This is a genomic window from Amycolatopsis sp. CA-161197 (assembly GCF_050942255.1).
Lineage (GTDB): Bacteria > Actinomycetota > Actinomycetes > Mycobacteriales > Pseudonocardiaceae > Amycolatopsis.
In genome coordinates this window covers 9,529,994-9,547,026 of the sequence record NZ_CP192059.1, presented here as the reverse complement: position 1 = coordinate 9,547,026, position 17,033 = coordinate 9,529,994, and the positions used below count along the sequence as shown (strand labels likewise).

The following is a 17,033-nucleotide window of genomic DNA, read 5'->3' as shown; positions in this document are numbered from 1 at the left end:
TCCGGCGGCGTGTCGTGACCTGCCCGTGACGGCCCGCACACGGGAGCCGGCGGACGGCTCGCGCGCCGGCTGCGCGAGGACTGTCCGGAATCGACCGCACCGCCTCCGACCTCGCGGGACACCGGGCAGAACTCCTGGTGGTGACGTGGATTACGCGGCCGCCGCGACTGTCCACACCGGCTGTGACGCGGGTCATCCACGCGCCCCGCCGACGGTGAGTGTCCACGGTCTCGGACGGCTCCTGGGGCCCTCCTGACGGGCCCGGTGAAAACTTCGAGCGTTATCAGAACGCAATAATCGAAGAGTTGCGCAACGAAGTGCTCGACAATTCACGTTTCACATGGCTTTTCCTCAACTGCGGCGATAATCTTCCGGCCATGCCGCAATTTCGGTTGTCCGAGGCCGCCCGGCTCCTCGGCGTCAGTGACGACACCGTCCGGCGCTGGGTCCGCGGTGGTCAGTTGACCGCGACCGACGACGCCGCCGGTCGCAAGGTCGTCGACGGTGCCCAGCTGGCGGGGTTCGCCCGCGCGCAGGCCGCCGGTCCCGAGGACCCGTCGGCAGTCGGCCGCTCCGCCCGCAACCGCTTCGTGGGACTCGTCACCGAGGTTACCGCCGACAAGGTGATGGCCCAGGTCGAGCTGCAGTGCGGGGCGCACCGAGTGGTGTCACTGATGAGTTCAGAAGCCGTCCGCGAGCTCGGGTTGCGCCCGGGTGTGCTCGCGGTGGCCGTTGTCAAGGCGACCACCGTCGTGGTGGAGACCCCGGAAGGAAACAGATGAAGAAGCTCGCCATCGCCGTAGCGGCGGTCGCGTTGTTCGCCGGAGCTTGCAGCTCGAACGACCAGGCCAGCACCAGCCCGAACTCGGGCGGCCCGGCGGTGCCCTCGCCCGCCGGTTCGAGCGCGACGGGCACGCTGACGGTGTTCGCCGCCGCGTCGCTCACCGAGTCGTTCAACGAGCTCGGCAAGGAGTTCGAGGCCGCGCACCCGGGTGTCACCGTCAAGTTCGACTACGAGGGTTCGTCGGCGCTCGTGCAGAAACTGGACAACGGGGCCAAGGCCGACGTGTTCGCCTCCGCCGACCAGGCCAACATGGACAAGGCCGTGCAGGGCGGCGTGATCGACGGTCAGCCGACGGTGTTCGCCACCAACAAGCTGGCGATCGCCGTGGCCAAGGGCAACCCCAAGGGCATCAAGACCTTCTCCGACCTGACCAAGGCGGGCCTGACCGTCGTCGTGTGCGCGCAGCAGGTGCCGTGCGGCGCGGCGACGAAGAAGGTCGAGGACAACACCCACGTCACGCTGAAGCCGGCGAGCGAGGAGACCGACGTCAAGCAGGTGCTGGCGAAGGTGCAGTCGGGTGACGCCGACGCGGGCCTGGTCTACGTCACCGACGCGACCTCGGCCGCGGACAAGGTCGACAAGGTGGACTTCCCGGAGTCTTCCGGCGCGATCAACAGCTACCCGATCGCTGTCGTGAAGGACGCTCCGCAGGCCGCTCTGGCCAAGGAGTTCAACGACTTCGTGCTCGGTGCGCAGGGCAAGGCCGAGCTGACCAAGATCGGGTTTGGCCCGGCTCAGTAAGGGGCAGCGCGGTGCGGCGGCCGGGCAACGGCCGCCGCACTCGCGGGTTCCCCTTGTTCTCTGGATCCCCGCCGTCGTGGCGCTCGCGCTCGTGGTGCTGCCCGTCATCGGGCTGCTCGTGCGCTCGGACGTCACGCGGTTCCCGTCCCTGCTGATCACCGCGTCGTCGCTGGCCGCGTTGAAGCTGTCGTTGATCACGGCCGCGCTGTCCACGGTGGCGTGCGTGATCCTCGGCGTGCCGCTGGCCGTGGTGCTGGCCCGCTCGCGGGTGCCCGGGGTGCGCGTGCTGCGCTCGATCGTGCTGCTGCCGCTGGTGCTGCCGCCCGTGGTCGGCGGCCTGGCCCTGCTGTACCTGCTGGGGCGCAAGGGTTTTCTCGGCATCCTGGTCAACGCCCTGACCGGGCAGCAGATCCCGTTCACGACCACGGCCGTGGTGATCGCGCAGACGTTCGTGGCCATGCCGTTCCTGGTCGTGAGCCTCGAAGGCGCGCTGCGCGGCTCCGGCGACCGCTACGAGCAGGTGGCCGCCACGCTCGGCGCGCGGCCGTGGACGGTATTCCGCCGCGTGACGCTGCCGTTGCTGCTGCCGGCGCTCGGCTCCGGCGTGGTGCTCAGCTTTGCCCGCGCGCTGGGGGAGTTCGGCGCGACGATCACGTTCGCCGGCAGTCTCGAAGGCGTCACGAGGACGCTGCCGCTGGAGGTCTACACGCAGGCCGAAGTGGACGTCGACAGCGCGGTGGCGCTCGCGTTGCTGCTGATCGTGGTCGCGATCGTGGTCATCGCGGTGGCGCGGCCGCGATCGTTCGAAGGTGGTTTCCGGTGACGCTCTCGGCGCGGATCGCGCTCTCGCGCGGCACGTTCTCCCTCGACGTCGAGTTCACCGTCCCCGAGGGAACGGTGCTGGCGTTGCTCGGGCCGAACGGCTCGGGAAAGTCCACTGTGCTCGGTGGCCTGGCCGGGCTCGTGCCCGTGACGTCGGCCGACATCACGTTGTCCGGCCGCGTGCTGGCGGGGGACAAGGTGGACCTGCCACCCCACGCACGGGGGGTCGGGTTGCTGTCGCAGGACGCGCTGCTGTTCCCGCATCTGTCCGCTTTGGACAATGTCGCGTTCGCGCCGCGCTCGGCCGGCGCGGGGAAGGCGAAGTCGCGGGAAGCGGCGGAGAAGTGGCTGGCGGAGGTGGACGCGTCGGCGTTCGCGCGCCGCCGGCCCGGCCAGCTCTCGGGCGGCCAGCAGCAGCGGGTGGCGATCGCGCGGGCGCTGGCTTCGGCGCCGTCGCTGCTGCTGCTCGACGAACCGTTCGCCGCTCTCGACGTGGACGCCGCACCCGCGATCCGCGGCCTGCTGCGGCGGGTGCTGCGCGCCGGCCCGACGACGGTGCTGGTCACGCACGACCCGCTCGACGCGCTCGCGCTGGCCGACCACGTTGCCGTGATGTCGGGCGGCCGGATCGTCGAACGCGGGCCGACGCGCGAGGTGCTGGCCGCGCCGCGCACGGCGTTCACCGCCCGGATCGCGGGGCTCAACCTGGTCGCGGGCGTCGCGGAGGCCGAGGGGCTGCGGACGAAGGCGGGTGACCTCGTGTCGGGGCTGCTGTCCGAGGACGCGGTGGTGGGCGAGGCGGCGGTCGCGGTGTTCGAGCCCAGCGCGGTGGCCGTGTACCCGCACGACGGGGAGCACCACGGCAGCCCGCGCAACACTGCCGAGGCCACGGTCGCTGCGCTGGAGCCGCACGGGCCCGTGATCCGGCTGCGCGTGACCGGTGGCGGCTGGGCCGAGGGCCTGACCGCGGACCTCACGCCGGCGGCGGTCGCCGACCTGGAACTGGAGCCGGGTTCGGCCGTGACGCTCTCGGTGAAGGCCGCGACGGTGGCGGTACATCCCGCACACTCCTGACTGCGTTGTGCCCCAACGGAAACCCCCCGTTTCGGGCGCACTGTGCCGGGATGCCGTGGTACGGTGCGCCTGTTTCGATCAAGTACCGCACAACAGAGGACGGCGAGGGTGACAGAAGGCCGCTGGACGTACCTGAGCGACATGGACGGCGTCCTGGTTCGCGAGGAGCACCTCGTGCCGCGCGCGGACGAGTTCCTCGGCGAGCTGCGGGACAACGGCATCGGCTTCCTGGTGCTCACGAACAACTCCATCTACACCCCGCGCGACCTGCGGGCGCGGCTGCTGCGCACCGGGCTCGACGTCCCCGAGGAGTCGATCTGGACGTCCGCGCTGGCCACCGCGCAGTTCCTCGACTCGCAGCGCCCGGGCGGTACGGCGTTCGTGATCGGCGAGGCCGGGCTGACCACGGCGTTGCACGAGGTCGGCTACGTGCTGACCGAGCGCGACCCGGACTACGTGGTGCTGGGCGAGACCCGCACGTACAGCTTCAGTTCCATCACCAACGCGATCCGCCTGATCGAGCGCGGCGCGAAGTTCATCGCCACCAACCCGGACGCGACCGGTCCCAGCATGGAGGGTTCGCTGCCGGCCACGGGGTCCGTCGCGGCGCTGATCGAGCGCGCGACCGGGCGTTCGCCGTACTTCGTGGGCAAGCCGAACCCGCTGATGATGCGCTCGGCGTTGCGGCGCTTGGGCGCGCACTCGGAGTCGACGCTGATGATCGGCGACCGCATGGACACCGACATCCACGCGGGCCTCGAAGCGGGGCTGCAGACGGTGCTCGTGCTCAGCGGGATTTCCACTCCGGAGTCGGCCGAACGCTATCCGTACCGGCCGACGAAGGTGATCGACTCGGTCGCCGACCTGATCGGGCGAACCCTGGACCCGTTCGGCGAAGGCTGACCGGCGTGCGCGCCGGAGCAGGGCCTATCGTCGAACGATGAGCGTGTATGTGGTGGGCGACGTCCACGGGCACCGCGACGCCCTGGCCGACGCTCTGCGCGCCGAGGGACTGGTCGACAGCGACGGCAAGTGGAGCGGCGCCGAAGACCAGCTGTGGTTCCTCGGTGACTTCGTGGACCGCGGTCCCGACGGCGTCGGGGTGATCGACTTCGTGCGTTCACTGCAGGAACAGGCGCCGGAGGCGGGCGGCTCCGTGGAGATGCTGCTGGGCAACCACGAGATCCTGCTCCTGGGGATGTACCACTTCGGCGACCGCCAGGTGCCGTCGGACTTCGGGCCGCGCAGCTTCGCCCGCAGCTGGGAGATCAACGGTGGCCTGCTGTCCGATCAGGACCGCCTGACGCCGGAACACATCGAGTGGCTTTCGGCGCGTCCGCTGGTGGCGCTGGTGGACGACCACCTGCTGATGCACTCGGACACGCTGGAGTACCTCGACTGGGGCTCGGACATCGCCTCGATCAACGCGTCGGTGGGGGAAATCCTGACCGGCAGCGACATCGAGGCGTGGTGGGACGTCTGGCGCCGGATGACCACGCGCTACGCCTTCCGCGGCCCGGCGGGCGAGGAGAACGCGGACGCGTTGATGGAGGCACTGGGCGGTTCGCGGATCGTCCACGGCCACAGCGTGATCGCCGACCAGCTGGGCATTCACCCGGCGCAGATCGAGGGGCCGTACCTGTACGCCGGCGGCAAGGCCCTGGGCATCGACGGCGGCTTGTTCGTGGGCGGCCCGTGCCTCGTGGTGCCGCTGCCGTTCACGCCCGAGTCTTAGGGGGCGTCGACGATCTCCTTGCCCAGCGGCATGAGCGACACGGGGATCAGCTTGAAGTTCGCGATCCCCAACGGGATCCCGATGATCGTGATGCACAGCGCGATGCCGGTGACCACGTGGCCGATCGCCAGCCACAGCCCGGCGAAGATGAACCAGATGATGTTGCCCAGCACCGACCCGACGCCCGCGTCGCGCCGATCGACCACCGTCCGGCCGAACGGCCACAACGCGTAGTTCGCGATCCGGAACGAAGCCAGCCCGAACGGGATGGTGATGATCAGGATGCAGCACACGATGCCCGCGAGGACGTAACCCACGGCCATCCAGAATCCGCAGAGCACGAGCCAGATGATGTTCAGCAGCAGGCGCATCAGACGTGCAGCTCCCCACTCACCACGGTGACCGCCTGCCCACTGATGCGGACGCGGTCGTTGTCGAGTTCTGTTCGGACGACGCCGCCCCGTTGCGAGATCTGGTGTCCTTGCAGCTGTTTCCTGCCCAGCTTGGCAGCCCAGTACGGCGCGAGGGCGCAGTGGGCGGATCCCGTGACGGGGTCCTCGTCCACGCCGACGCCGGGTCCGAAGAACCGGCTCACGAAGTCGGTGTCGCCGCCTTGTGCGGTGATGACCATCCGGCCGGTCCAGGTGTCCTTGAGCCGCACGAGATCCGGCGCGGCCCGGGCGACCAGCTCCGGCGTCTCGAGCTCGACGAACAGGTTCTCCTTGGCCCGCCCAACGTAGAGCGGCTTCAGGTCGTCGTCGGCGAGGATGCGACTGACGTCCTCGTGGGTTTCCCGCGGCTCATCGACGGGGAAGTCCATCTCGATCCAGCCGTCGTCGTGCTTGGTGCACCGCAGCAGGCCGCTGCGGGTCTCGAAGGTCTGCGTCCCCCGAGCACCTGGGTCGCCGCGATGGTCGCGTGGCCGCACAGATCCACCTCGGTCGCCGGCGTGAACCACCTGAGCCCCGTGGCCCCGGACGTTTCCTCGACGAACGCGGTCTCCGAAAGCCCGATCTCGGCCGCCACCCGCTGCATCCACCCAGCCTCCGCGGGCCCCTCCAGCACCACCACCCCGGCCGGATTCCCGGCGAACGCCTCCCCCGTGAACGCATCCACAACGTAGAACCGCATGGGCTTGACGGTACCGGCGTCGGTGGGTGGGGGTGTCAGGGAATTACCCTGGGTTTTGTGGGGTGTCGCTTTGTCGACTTGGTTTGGCTTGGCTGTAGTGGCTCGCGTGAAATCTGGGCCTTTGTGCTGCTGTTCGGCTTGGACTCTGGCTGCTGGCTCTTTCACCCGAGCCCCGGGGGCGGCCCGCTCAAGGCTTCGCCTCTGCCTTCGCCCGGAAACGCGTGCTCGATCCCCAGTATGCGGCGCGCTCGACGCGTCGCGTCTGCCTTCGCCTAGAACCGCAACACGGCGCCACCGACCGGATGCCGCCCGCGCAACACGACGCCCCCCGGGCGGCACTGCGCAGCACGGCGCCCTCCCGGTTGGCGCCGCGCACCACGGCGTCCTCCCAGGCGGCACCGCGCGCCACGGCGCCACCCACCGGATGGCGCCGGCGCAACGCGCTGCCCCCCCCCCCGGTTGGCATTGCACAGCACGGCGCGCGCTACCGGATGGCGCCGCGCAACACGGCGCCACCCAGAAGATGGCGCCGCGCTCCGTCAGCCTCTACTCAGCCGCCGATGACCGGGGGCGTGATCTTCTCCCCGTCGGGCCCGCGCTCGGGGCGAACCTCGAACACCTCGTCGGGGTCTTCCTGGTTGGGGAGCTTGTTCTTGTGCTCCTTGTCTTCTTCCTTCTTCTTGCCGGCCCCCGCGGCGCCGGCCGCTCCGCCTGCTCCGGCCTTCCCGGCTTTGCCCGCGTTGGCCGCCGCGGTCGCCCCGCGCTCCAGCCGCTCGCCGGCACCCTTGCCCGACCCGGGGCCTTCGCCCTCGCCGGGCTTCCCCGTCGCTCCACCACCGGACACGCGGCTCCCCGCGAACCCGCCGCCGGGCCTCCCGGTCCCACCGCCAGCCCGCCCGCCGCGCAGCGTCTCCTCGCCAGCACCACCGGCGCCGCCTGGGCCGCCACCACCGAACGCCAACGCATCTGGGGCCAGCCGCCCGAAGCCACCGCCACCAGCGGGTGGCCGGAACCCACCACCCGTATTTCCGGGCCCGCCGAACGACCCAGCGCCGGTGCTGGATCCCGCACCGGGTGGTGTGTACGCGTTGCCGCTGAAGCCTGCGGGCCCACCCGCACCACCAGGAGCTCCTCCGCCGGGGACTCCGCCGCCGGGTGAGCCGAAGTTGCCGCCACCGCTGAGAGCGCCCGAGTGGCCGAGACCGGCACCGGGTCCGGCGCTGCTCGCGTGAGTGCTGTCGTCCCCGCCTCCGATCGGCGGCGGGGGTGCGAACTGGGGCTGGGTCGTGGACGTTTCGTGGTACGTGTTGTCGAGCCCCTGCATCACCTGCACTGCCTGCTGGTGCGCGGCGTCCGCCTGCTGTTGCTTGGCGCCGATGTCTCGCATCGTCTGCGCGGCGGCCGCAGGATTCGCGACACTCAGCTGCTGCGTAGCCTTGGCCATCTCGGCCTGCTGGTCGAACTTGACGGGCTCCGGCATGTTCGTCTGCGCATGCCCGGCCGCCGCGGCCTGCTGCGAATAGCGGTTGGAACTCAGTTGGGCAGCGTTGGCGGTGTTCGCCGCATACGTCGCGGTGTTCTGGAAGAAGTTGTGCGCCTGCGACGCGCCCGCGCCTTGCCACTCGATCTGGCTCGAATTGGCCGCGTCGTTGATCGAGTTGGACACATCGGCCAGCCAGTTGCCGAGCTTATTGGCGACCCGCCCGCGGGCGTCGAGCTCGCGAGGGTCCATGTTCGTGTGGACCATGTCGTAAAGCGCTTGGTGATCGTGGGCCGCGTAATTCGCGTCGGGAGTGGGGGCGTCGCTGCGAGTGGCCTGCCCCTGCAGGAGGTGATCACCCTGGGTAACCGAATAGTTCGACGCGGCCTGGCCGGTGTGCTGATCGACCGAGTCGCGGATATTCTGCTGGTCCTCGGCGCCGAAGCGTCCGGGTGCGGCCTTTCTCGACAGGTCCGAGTGAGTTTGGCTGTAGTAGTCAGCTTCGTATTCGCGGTGTTCTGCGCGCTCGCTCATCAGTCCGCCTTACCGAACCCGGAGAAGGTCTGGGCGTGCTCGCTGTCAGCCGCGTTGTAGTTGTCACGCGCGATCTTCAAGGCATCTTGGACTTGCTTGATGCTCTCCATGAGCATCTGGAGATTGGGTATCAAAGAATTTACGTCACCGGCGGCAACCTTGATGTTGAAGTCGGCAACCTTGTATGCGTAATCGCTGGCGCCCATTTTGGCGCGAGATAGGAGCTGATAAAATTCTCGTCCTATCTCCTGGTAGCCGTGCATAAAATCGTCGCACACTTTGTTGTAGGCTTGAAATCCGGCCTCGTTGACCGCGAAGCCGCCCCCTTCGGCGAGTGCTTTGAATTTCTGCGCATTTTGGCTGAGGCGATGTGCGCCTTCGGTGTCGAGGGGGTCGACCATGAGGTTTGGAACGCTGCCCTGTCCGGCCTCGGTCGACGTAGGCGGACCACCGCCGAACTTGGACGCACCTGACATCCCTATACCACCCTCCTCGACACGCTACGTGCTCCCCTGCCCACTCTAGATGCACCGTCGCGACCTGTCAGCGAGTTCCGGACAACCGCCTGGTGGCCGTCAGGTGTTCTTGGGGAGCAGCAGTTCGATCGCCTCGGCGACGTCCTCCGCCCTGGTGCACGCTGCGTCAGTCGTTCCGGGCGCCAGCGACGCCGACACAAGAGCGCGAGACTTCGGTTTGACTTCGATCCTGACGGCGCAGATACCGGTTTGTCCGGTCGGCTCCAGTTCGAGGATCGCTCGTCGATCGCGAACGTTGCCAGTCTGGGCCTTCGAAGGATTTGAGAGGTTTGCGTCGTAACTCTGCCCGTCCTGCAGGTCCAGGCCGATATCGTCCTGCTTTTGCGTGCCGCACGCATGTTCCGGATCAGCGACCGATTGAGTTGCGGGCGGGTAGCCTTGCCCGGCAAGTGCCTGGTCAAGCAGCTTGCAAGCGCTCAGGCCCGCCAGTGGGGTGTCCGACTGGGCGGCGGACGTGCTGGTCGGCGCAGACCCGGAGGTGCTTGCCGGGGTAGGACTGCCTTCTACGGAGCCGTCACAGGCAGTCAGGGCGCAGGCGAGTGCGGCGAGGCCGACGAAGGTCACGAAGCCACGGATCGGTCCGGTCACACGGTGAACACTACGGGTAGGTGATCGTCGGCGGCGAGCCTGTTGCCGAAGCGAGCATCAGGTGTTCTTGGGCAGCAGTTGTTCGACGGCCTCCGCCACGAGCCGGGCCCTGAGGCAGGCATCATCAGTGTTTCCGGAGGTGAGTGCGGCGAAGACCGTTGCCCGGGATGTTGGTTTGACGTCGATCGAGACGGCGCAACTGCCGGCTTGCTGGGTGGGCTCTGGTTCCAGGATCGCTCGTCGATCACGCACGTTACCGGTTGTGGCCTTCGCCGGGTTGGGGATGCTCGTGTCGTAGCTCTGTCCGTCTTGCAGTCCCAGGCTGAGATGGTCTTGTCCGGACTTTTGCGTGTCGCAGGCCGTGTCCTGATCGGCGATGGAAGGGCTGGCAGGTGGATAGCCCTGCCCGGCGAGTGTCTGGTCCAGCGTTTTGCACGGGCTCATCCCGGCCAGAGGGGTGTCCGTTTGCGAGGTGGGCGAGCTGCTCGGTGCGGACCCGGATGGGCTCACCGGAGTGGGGTTGCCGCCTACTGAGCCGTCGCAGGCAGTCAGGGCGCAGGCGAGTGCGGCGAGGCCGACGATGGTCATGAAGCCACGGATCGGTCCGGTCACCTGGTGAACACTACGGGTAGTTGATCACCGGCGGCGAGCCTGTTGCCGAACGCAGATGCGGTCGAGATGGCCTGACCGGAGGTTCGTGGCTGATCAGCCGGCGCGCTCACAACGGACGAGGGTGATGGTGTGGTGGACCTGTCCAGGACCAGCGAGAGATCGCCTCTGATCAGCTGTTCGGGGGAAGAAGCGCATCGACGGCTTGCGCGAGCGGCACGATCGTCTTGCACGCTTCGCCGATTGGGGATCGGTACATCCCCATCGTGAGGGTCGCCCGCGAATTCGGCTTGACCTCCATGTACACCACGCATCCCTCTGCGCCCTGGATGTCGCGTTCCAGTACGGCATTGCGGTTGCCGACTTGGCCTGTGCTGGTCTTGCTCGGGTCGTAGACCGCCTCCTTGTAGTTCCGGCCGTCTTGCAGGTCCAAGCCCGCGGTGCCGAACTGGGGCTTCGACGCCAAACATCCGTGCTGCGGGTCGGCGGCCGATGGGTGCCCGGGTGGGAACCCTTGGCCGGCCAGCGCCTTGTCGAGGGTTGCGCATGCGCTGATCCCAGCCAGCGGAGTGTCAGTCTGACCTGCGGAAGTGCTGGGCGACGTCGGTTGTGGGGGCGCCGGGTTCGGCGTGCCGCCGACGGAGCTGTCGCAGGCGGTCAGCGTGCAAGCGAGTACGGCGAGGCCGACGATGGTCATGAAGCCGCGGATCGGTCCGGTCACCTGGCGAACACTACGGGTAGCTGATCATCGATGCGATCCTGTTGCTACGTGCTCCCCCGATCGCTCGGGATGGGTGGTTGTGGGCTGTCAGCGAGTTCGGGACAACGTCTGATCAGGTGTTCGCCGGGAGCAACGGCTCCACGGCTTCTGCGACCTTGCGTGCCTCAGCGCAGGCTTCGTCAGGCCCGGCCGAGGAGAGCACCGCGAGCACGATCGCTCGCGATTTGGGCTTGATCTCGATGCTGACGGCGCATGCGCCGGACTGGTGGTTGGTCTGCAACTCGAGGATGGCGCGCCGGTGGCCGACATTGCCTGTCTTCGTCGAAATGGGATTGATGAGGTCGGAGTCGTAGCTCTGTCCGTCTTGCAGGTTGAGCCCGATGTCTCCGTAGCCGGCTTTCAGGGCGTCGCACGCGTGCTCCAGATCAGCAATCGATGGTTTCGACGCAGGGAAGCCCTGCCCGGCGATTGCTTGGTCCAGCGTCTTGCACGAGCTCATTCCAGCCAGCGGGGTGTTCGACAGCGGGGCCGTCGCACCACTCGACCCGACCGACGGCTCCGGTGACGGGTTGCCGCCGACCGAACTGTCGCAGGCGGTCAAGATGAGGGTGAGAGCGGCGAGACCGGCGAGTTGGTAAAGGCGGCGAGTCCGTCCGACCACGCCGTGAACAGCGAACACGCTCACCGAATGCCCTCATCGATCGTCTCGAACAGCCACCGGCGCAGGTGAGAGCCGTCGGACGGTACGAAACGCAGGCGGAAGCCCCCATCGGCCAGCGGTTCCGAGAAGGTGACGTACCGGCCCCCGTCCGTATCGACGAAGGTGGCCGTCGAGACAGCCCGCAACACGCCGTGGCGAGGGCGCAGCGAGAGTTCCACCGTCCCGTGGCGATGCAACGGCCACTGAGAGTAAGCGCCCAACGCGTCCCGGTCGCGGCGGGACGGGCTGGACGACGGCGAGGTGAAATCCCGATCCGAATAATCCGCATCATCTGACGGAGCAGAATGCCGAGCCGGTGGCTGCGTGATCGACACCGGCGCCACCGGCAAAGGCGGATAAGCCGGGAACATACTCAACACCGTCTCCACCAGCCGATCCGGCCGGGTCTGCTGGAAGCGGATCCCCTCGGGCGAGGACGACGAGAACACCCCCAACCCCTCACCGATGCAAGCCCGGTACAGCACCGTCCCCGACGGAAGCTCCGCCGCCCGCACGATGATCAGCACCTCAGGCCGCGTCCAGGCCTGCAAGGTGGCCAACACGTCATGGTCCAGCTTGTCCGAGACAGCCAGGCCACGGGACCGCAGCGCGTCCCAAGCCGAGTCCGACAACCGGCGATTCTCGGAGAGCGTCAGCCCCGGGCTGCGGATTTCAAAGGGGTGCCACGAAGCCGGCAGGCCGCTGCGGCGGACGGCGACGTCGACTTCGGTCCAGCTCAGGGAGAACTCCTCCGGCACGGCCCAACCCCAACCCCTCGTGAAACGAACCCGCACCGAGCGTAGCGGAAGGCGCGCGCCCGGCCGGGTGGTCGTCGGACCCCCGGGTTCCTAGACTCGCGGGTGTCGACGAAGACCCCACCGGGAGGCAACCATGCCCGACGCGCCCGCCCTGCCGAGTTACGCCTCCGGGACGTCCGACGTCCCCCTGCTGGGTGACACCATCGGGGACAACCTCGACCGCACCGTGGCCGCGTTCCCGGAGCGCGACGCGATGGTGGACCGCGCGGCCGGCACGAAGTGGTCGTACGCCGAGCTCAAGAAGGACGTGGACCAGCTCGCGCACGGGCTCGTCGCCACCGGGATCGGCAAGGGGGACCGCGTCGGCATCTGGTCGCCGAACCGGGCGGAGTGGACGCTGCTGCAGTACGCGACGGCCAAGATCGGCGCCATCCTCGTCAACATCAACCCCGCGTACCGCTCGCACGAGCTCGAGTACGTGCTGAACCAGTCCGGCGTGCGGATGCTCGTCGCGGCGGACAAGTTCAAGACGTCGGACTACGCGGCGATGGTGGAGCAGGTCCGGCCGAACTGCCCCGGGCTCGAGTTCGTGGTGCTGCTGGGCACCGACGCGTGGACCGACCTCATGGCGAAGGGCCAAGGCGGCGACCCGGCGGCCCTCGCCGCACTCCAGAAGAACCTGTCCGCCGACGACCCCATCAACATCCAGTACACCTCCGGCACCACGGGCTTCCCCAAGGGCGCCACGCTGTCGCACCACAACATCCTCAACAACGGCTACTTCGTCGGCGAGCTCTGCAACTACACCGAAGAAGACCGCGTGTGCATCCCCGTGCCCTTCTACCACTGCTTCGGCATGGTGATGGGCAACCTCGCGTGCACCAGCCACGGCGCGTGCATGGTGATCCCGGCGCCGGCGTTCGACCCGCGGGCGACGCTGGAGGCCGTGGAGGCGGAGCGGTGCACGTCGCTGTACGGCGTGCCCACGATGTTCATCGCGGAGCTGAACCACCCGGACTTCGGCGAGTTCGACCTGTCGTCGCTGCGCACCGGGATCATGGCGGGCTCGCCGTGCCCGGTCGAGGTGATGAAGCAGGTGATCGACCGGATGGGAATGACGGAAGTGTCGATCTGCTACGGCATGACGGAAACCTCGCCGGTCTCCACGCAGACGCGCGCGGACGATTCGGTGGAGCGCCGCGTGTCCACGGTCGGCCGCGTCGGGCCGCACCTCGAGTCCAAAGTGGTCGATCCCGAAACGGGCCTCACCGTGCCACGCGGAGTGCCCGGCGAGCTCTGCACGCGCGGCTACTCCGTGATGCTCGGCTACTGGGAACAGCCCGACAAGACGGCCGAGGCCATCGACGCCGCGCGCTGGATGCACACCGGCGACCTCGCCGTGATGGACGAGGCCGGCTACCTCAACATCACCGGCCGCATCAAGGACATGGTCATCCGCGGCGGCGAGAACGTGTACCCGCGCGAGATCGAGGAATTCCTCTACACGCACCCGGACGTCCTCGACGCGCAGGTCATCGGCGTCCCCGACGTCAAGTACGGCGAAGAGCTCATGGCCTGGATCCAGATGCGCGAGGGCGCGCAGCCGCTCACCGCCGAGGCCGTGCGCGAGTTCTCGCAGGGCAAGCTGGCGCACTACAAGATTCCGCGGTACGTCCACATCGTCGACGGGTTCCCGATGACCGTCACGGGCAAGGTGCGCAAGGTCGAGATGCGCGAGCAGTCCGTGACGCTGCTGGGCCTCGAAGACGCCGCTTCGGCCAAACACGCATAGGGCGGGCAACCGGACAACTCGGTCGCGCGTGTTCCCCCTCGGAGACCGACGGAGGGGGAACATCGTGAAGGTCAGTCGAAGAGCGCGCCGTGGGGGTCGCGGCGGCGGCGATCACCGTGCTCGCACCGGCGGCCAATGCGGTCGCCGGGCCGATCGAACTCGCGCCACGGCCGGGTGACACGTATAGCGGGGCCGAGGCGATCAACGACCGCGGCACCGTCGTGGGCGAGTCCTACCCGCGTGACGTGCGGATCCTGTACCACCCCATGAAGTGGTCCGCGAAGGGCTCGGTTACCGCGTTGCCGACGCTCGGGGGTGCGCTGGGCCAGGCCGTCGCGATCGACGGGGACGACGTCGTGGTCGGGTGGGCCGAGGACGCGCAGGGTGCTCAGCGCGCCGTGCGCTGGGCGGCCGACGGCACGGTCACGCGGCTGGCGGACACCGGCGTGAGCAGCAACGCGAGCGCGATCAGCGACACCGGCCGGATCGTCGGCGCTTCGTACGACGACGTGACTTCCCACGCGCTGCTGTGGGAACGCGACGGCCGCGTCCGCGAGCTGCCCGGCCTGCCCGGCGGCGGCTCGGCGTTCGCGGACAAGATCACGCCCGACGGTCGCACCATCGCCGGCGCCGCGGCCGACGCGGCCGGGCACACCCACCTCGTGCGCTGGGACGAGCGCGGCCGGATCACGGACCTCACGCCGGACGGCGAGTACGGCACCGTCGCCGGGATTTCCCGTGACGGCACGATTATCGGCTCGACGACCTTGCCCGGAGGCAACTCCGTGGCCCAGCGGTGGGACCCTTCGGGTCGCGTCGTGACGCTGGGCGGAACCGCGGCGCCGAGCTCCGGGCAGGCCATGGGGATCAGCGACAACGGCACCGTCGTCGGCCTGGTCGACCCCGACTTCGGCGGCAGCTACGCGACACGGTGGGACCGCGCGGGCCGCCCGACCTACCTGCCGAGCGACACCCGCAACGCGACAGCCCACGCCATCAACCGCTCCGGCACGATCGCCGGCCAAGCCGAGGGCGTCGGCGCGAGATGGGCGCCCGACGGCACCCGCACCCGCCTGGACCCCTTGCCAGGCCACACTTCCGCGTCGGCGCTGCTGATCAACTCCCGCGGCCTCGCCGCGGGCATGTCCTACGGCGACATCTGGCGCGGCGCCATCTGGGGCTGACGCCGACGGCCGTCCCCGGCGCGATCCGGGGACGGCCTTCGCCCGCGGCTGATTGCGCGCTGACTCTTGCTGCCCAGCCCGCGAGATCCGGCTTGGCCACGCCGCAGTCTTCGTAGCGAGTCGAGCAACTCGCCCTTGGTTACTGGTCGATCAGGTACTGCGGTTTGCACAGCACGCTGAGGGTGTCGGTGACGAGTTCTTGGCCGTCGCGCGTGATGGCGCAGCGGATCGTGCCGACGGCGCCGGGGACCAGGCTGGCCCGGAGCGCCGGACTGCTGTGGCTGCCAGGTTCGGCGTTGACCGTCACAGTCCAGGGCAGCGGGACGTTGTCGGTGCGACGCCTCAGTCGATGGTGCTCGCCTGCCCGCCTCCGAGGCCGGTTCCGGTCGCGGTCGCACGAATGCACCGGGCGGGGCCGCGGCCCCGCTGCGGCGGTGCGGCTGAATCGTCGCGGACCGCCGCGCCGTGACACGAGCTGGACGTGCCGCTTCGCTCGGACGCTGCCGGTGCCGTCATGGATCAAGACCCGTGGCGGCATCGACCACCGGCTTTGCAGGAACGCTGGACTTGGCTGGCGCGCGGCTGAACTGTGCAGCAGCGCGCCAACCGTGCGCGCTCGGAAGTTCGGAAGGTCGAGCCTTTCGCTTGCGCTTGGTCCGAGGCGGTGCGTGGAATGGCCCCGCAGCCGCAGCCGCAGCCGCAGCCGCAGCCGCAGCCGCAGCCGCAGCCGCAGCCGCAGCCGCAGCCGCAGCCGCAGCCGCAGCCGCAGCCGCAGCCGCAGGCCACGGAGCGACGGCCTTCGCCCGTCAGGAAGCCGCCGCGGCGGCTTCCGCCAGGGCCTTCTCGTCTTCCTCGCCGAAGGTTTCCTCCAGTTGCTCCGGCGAGTAGTCCAAGTCGACCTGTTCCACGGGCGTGCCGCGGGCCGATTCGATGGCGCCCAGGCGGCGTTGGGCGCGGTCGGCCGCGTACTGGAGGAGCTCTTGCGGGTCGTTGTCGAAGGGGACTTCCTCGAACTGGTCCTGAACCCACTGGATCATGTTGAGCGCGTGGGGCAGCAGTTCGCCCATGCGTTGCTGCACGGCGTCCCACAGGGAGTCGTCGGCGGCGACGTGGCGGCGGCAGGTGAAGGTGCCCCACGCCATGTGGCGGCGTTCGTCGTCGCCGATGTGGCGGACGAGGTCCTGCATGCCGGGGAGGATCTGGTTCTGGGTGCAGATGAGCTGCCACGAGTAGTAGCCCGTCAACGCGAGGCTGCCTTCGATCACGTGGTTGTACGTGACGCTCGCGCGGATCTGGTTGAGGGGACTGGGATCGTCCTCCAGGGCGCGCAGCGACTGCGGCAGCTCCTCGTAGAAAAGCTTGCGGTAGTGGGGATTCTCGGCCACGTAGGGGTGCAGGTCGTCGTCGAGGCCGACGGCGTCCATCCAGCGGCGGAAGACCTCGACGTGCTTGGCCTCCTCGAAGCAGAACTGCGTCAGGTACATCTCGTCGCCGAAGCGGCCGGTCGAGGACATCGCGCGCATGAAGGGCTGGATGTCCTCCGTCACGGCCTCCTCGCCGGCGATGAACTGCGCCACGAGGTAGGTCGTCGAGCGGCGCTGCTCCGGCGTCAGGCTTTCCCAGCCCTCACGTTCGCGGCTGAAGTCGAGGTCGGCGGGGTTCCAGAACTTCTTGTTGCCCTTCACGAACAGGCGCAACGGGAACGAGTCCCAGTTGAGCCCACCTTTGCGCAGCGACGAAAACCCGCTGCGCAGCTCGGGAAGCGTGTCCGTCATGTCCGGCCC

General features: G+C 68.8%; 18 protein-coding genes and 1 pseudogene. 8 read left to right on the top strand and 11 right to left on the bottom strand.

The window, feature by feature from the left end:
* Window positions 1-377 precede the first annotated feature (377 nt).
* The 6 genes from ACQPXB_RS45320 (at window position 378) to ACQPXB_RS45295 (ending at window position 5,216) form a co-directional block, all read left to right on the top strand.
* Window positions 378-782: a TOBE domain-containing protein gene (locus ACQPXB_RS45320; RefSeq protein ID WP_220244619.1), complete on the top strand. Its 405-nt coding sequence runs from the start codon at window positions 378-380 to the stop codon at window positions 780-782.
* On the top strand, window positions 779-1,585 hold the full coding sequence (gene modA, locus ACQPXB_RS45315; RefSeq protein WP_432848151.1) for a molybdate ABC transporter substrate-binding protein: 807 nt from the start codon (window positions 779-781) through the stop codon (window positions 1,583-1,585). The genes ACQPXB_RS45320 and modA overlap by 4 nt, the downstream gene beginning before the upstream one ends.
* A 64-nt stretch (window positions 1,586-1,649) precedes the next feature.
* Window positions 1,650-2,408, top strand: a complete 759-nt coding sequence (locus tag ACQPXB_RS45310; protein WP_432857104.1) for an ABC transporter permease — start codon at window positions 1,650-1,652, stop codon at window positions 2,406-2,408.
* Window positions 2,405-3,481, top strand: coding sequence for a sulfate/molybdate ABC transporter ATP-binding protein (locus ACQPXB_RS45305; protein WP_366582498.1), 1,077 nt, complete (start codon window positions 2,405-2,407; stop codon window positions 3,479-3,481). Before ACQPXB_RS45310 ends, ACQPXB_RS45305 begins: the two co-directional genes overlap by 4 nt.
* Window positions 3,482-3,589: 108 nt before the next feature.
* Window positions 3,590-4,384, top strand: coding sequence for an HAD-IIA family hydrolase (locus tag ACQPXB_RS45300; RefSeq protein WP_366582499.1), 795 nt, complete (start codon window positions 3,590-3,592; stop codon window positions 4,382-4,384).
* Window positions 4,385-4,421: 37 nt separating this feature from the next.
* A complete protein-coding gene (locus ACQPXB_RS45295) occupies window positions 4,422-5,216 on the top strand; it encodes a metallophosphoesterase family protein (RefSeq protein ID WP_366582500.1) in 795 nt (264 codons plus the stop codon).
* Here the strand turns inward: ACQPXB_RS45295 and ACQPXB_RS45290 are convergent.
* The 9 genes and pseudogenes from ACQPXB_RS45290 to ACQPXB_RS45250 form a co-directional block, all read right to left on the bottom strand.
* Window positions 5,213-5,587 carry a YccF domain-containing protein gene (locus ACQPXB_RS45290; RefSeq protein WP_364049602.1) on the bottom strand — a complete coding sequence of 125 codons (375 nt, stop codon included), beginning with the start codon at window positions 5,585-5,587 and terminating at the stop codon, window positions 5,213-5,215. The two genes, ACQPXB_RS45295 and ACQPXB_RS45290, sit on opposite strands and share 4 nt — an antisense overlap.
* A pseudogene (locus ACQPXB_RS45285) lies at window positions 5,587-6,347 on the bottom strand (PhzF family phenazine biosynthesis protein). The gene ACQPXB_RS45290 and the pseudogene ACQPXB_RS45285 overlap by 1 nt, the downstream one beginning before the upstream one ends.
* A 550-nt stretch (window positions 6,348-6,897) precedes the next feature.
* Window positions 6,898-8,361 carry a hypothetical protein gene (locus tag ACQPXB_RS45280; protein WP_432848148.1) on the bottom strand — a complete coding sequence of 488 codons (1,464 nt, stop codon included), beginning with the start codon at window positions 8,359-8,361 and terminating at the stop codon, window positions 6,898-6,900.
* Window positions 8,361-8,837 (bottom strand): hypothetical protein, encoded by a 477-nt coding sequence (locus ACQPXB_RS45275; protein ID WP_432848146.1) that lies wholly within the window; start codon window positions 8,835-8,837, stop codon window positions 8,361-8,363. The genes ACQPXB_RS45280 and ACQPXB_RS45275 overlap by 1 nt, the downstream gene beginning before the upstream one ends.
* Window positions 8,838-8,936: 99 nt before the next feature.
* Window positions 8,937-9,485 carry a hypothetical protein gene (locus ACQPXB_RS45270; protein WP_432848145.1) on the bottom strand — a complete coding sequence of 183 codons (549 nt, stop codon included), beginning with the start codon at window positions 9,483-9,485 and terminating at the stop codon, window positions 8,937-8,939.
* Between the two features lie 57 nt (window positions 9,486-9,542).
* Window positions 9,543-10,097 carry a hypothetical protein gene (locus tag ACQPXB_RS45265; RefSeq protein WP_432848143.1) on the bottom strand — a complete coding sequence of 185 codons (555 nt, stop codon included), beginning with the start codon at window positions 10,095-10,097 and terminating at the stop codon, window positions 9,543-9,545.
* A gap of 169 nt (window positions 10,098-10,266) precedes the next feature.
* Window positions 10,267-10,815, bottom strand: coding sequence for a hypothetical protein (locus ACQPXB_RS45260; RefSeq protein ID WP_432848141.1), 549 nt, complete (start codon window positions 10,813-10,815; stop codon window positions 10,267-10,269).
* A gap of 112 nt (window positions 10,816-10,927) precedes the next feature.
* Window positions 10,928-11,500, bottom strand: coding sequence for a hypothetical protein (locus ACQPXB_RS45255; protein ID WP_432848140.1), 573 nt, complete (start codon window positions 11,498-11,500; stop codon window positions 10,928-10,930).
* Window positions 11,497-12,273: an ESX secretion-associated protein EspG gene (locus tag ACQPXB_RS45250; protein ID WP_432848138.1), complete on the bottom strand. Its 777-nt coding sequence runs from the start codon at window positions 12,271-12,273 to the stop codon at window positions 11,497-11,499. Before ACQPXB_RS45250 ends, ACQPXB_RS45255 begins: the two co-directional genes overlap by 4 nt.
* A 133-nt stretch (window positions 12,274-12,406) precedes the next feature.
* Between ACQPXB_RS45250 and ACQPXB_RS45245 the strand changes: the two genes are divergently transcribed.
* Both ACQPXB_RS45245 and ACQPXB_RS45240 read left to right on the top strand, forming a co-directional pair.
* Window positions 12,407-14,065, top strand: a complete 1,659-nt coding sequence (locus tag ACQPXB_RS45245; RefSeq protein ID WP_366582511.1) for an AMP-binding protein — start codon at window positions 12,407-12,409, stop codon at window positions 14,063-14,065.
* A gap of 89 nt (window positions 14,066-14,154) precedes the next feature.
* Window positions 14,155-15,249: a hypothetical protein gene (locus tag ACQPXB_RS45240; protein ID WP_432848137.1), complete on the top strand. Its 1,095-nt coding sequence runs from the start codon at window positions 14,155-14,157 to the stop codon at window positions 15,247-15,249.
* A gap of 139 nt (window positions 15,250-15,388) precedes the next feature.
* On the opposite strand, the gene ACQPXB_RS45235 is transcribed toward ACQPXB_RS45240, so the two are convergent.
* Complete coding sequence (locus tag ACQPXB_RS45235) at window positions 15,389-15,556, bottom strand: hypothetical protein (protein ID WP_366582513.1); 168 nt, start codon at window positions 15,554-15,556, stop codon at window positions 15,389-15,391.
* A gap of 499 nt (window positions 15,557-16,055) precedes the next feature.
* Window positions 16,056-17,024 carry a R2-like ligand-binding oxidase gene (locus ACQPXB_RS45230; RefSeq protein WP_432848135.1) on the bottom strand — a complete coding sequence of 323 codons (969 nt, stop codon included), beginning with the start codon at window positions 17,022-17,024 and terminating at the stop codon, window positions 16,056-16,058.
* Window positions 17,025-17,033: the final 9 nt, after the last annotated feature.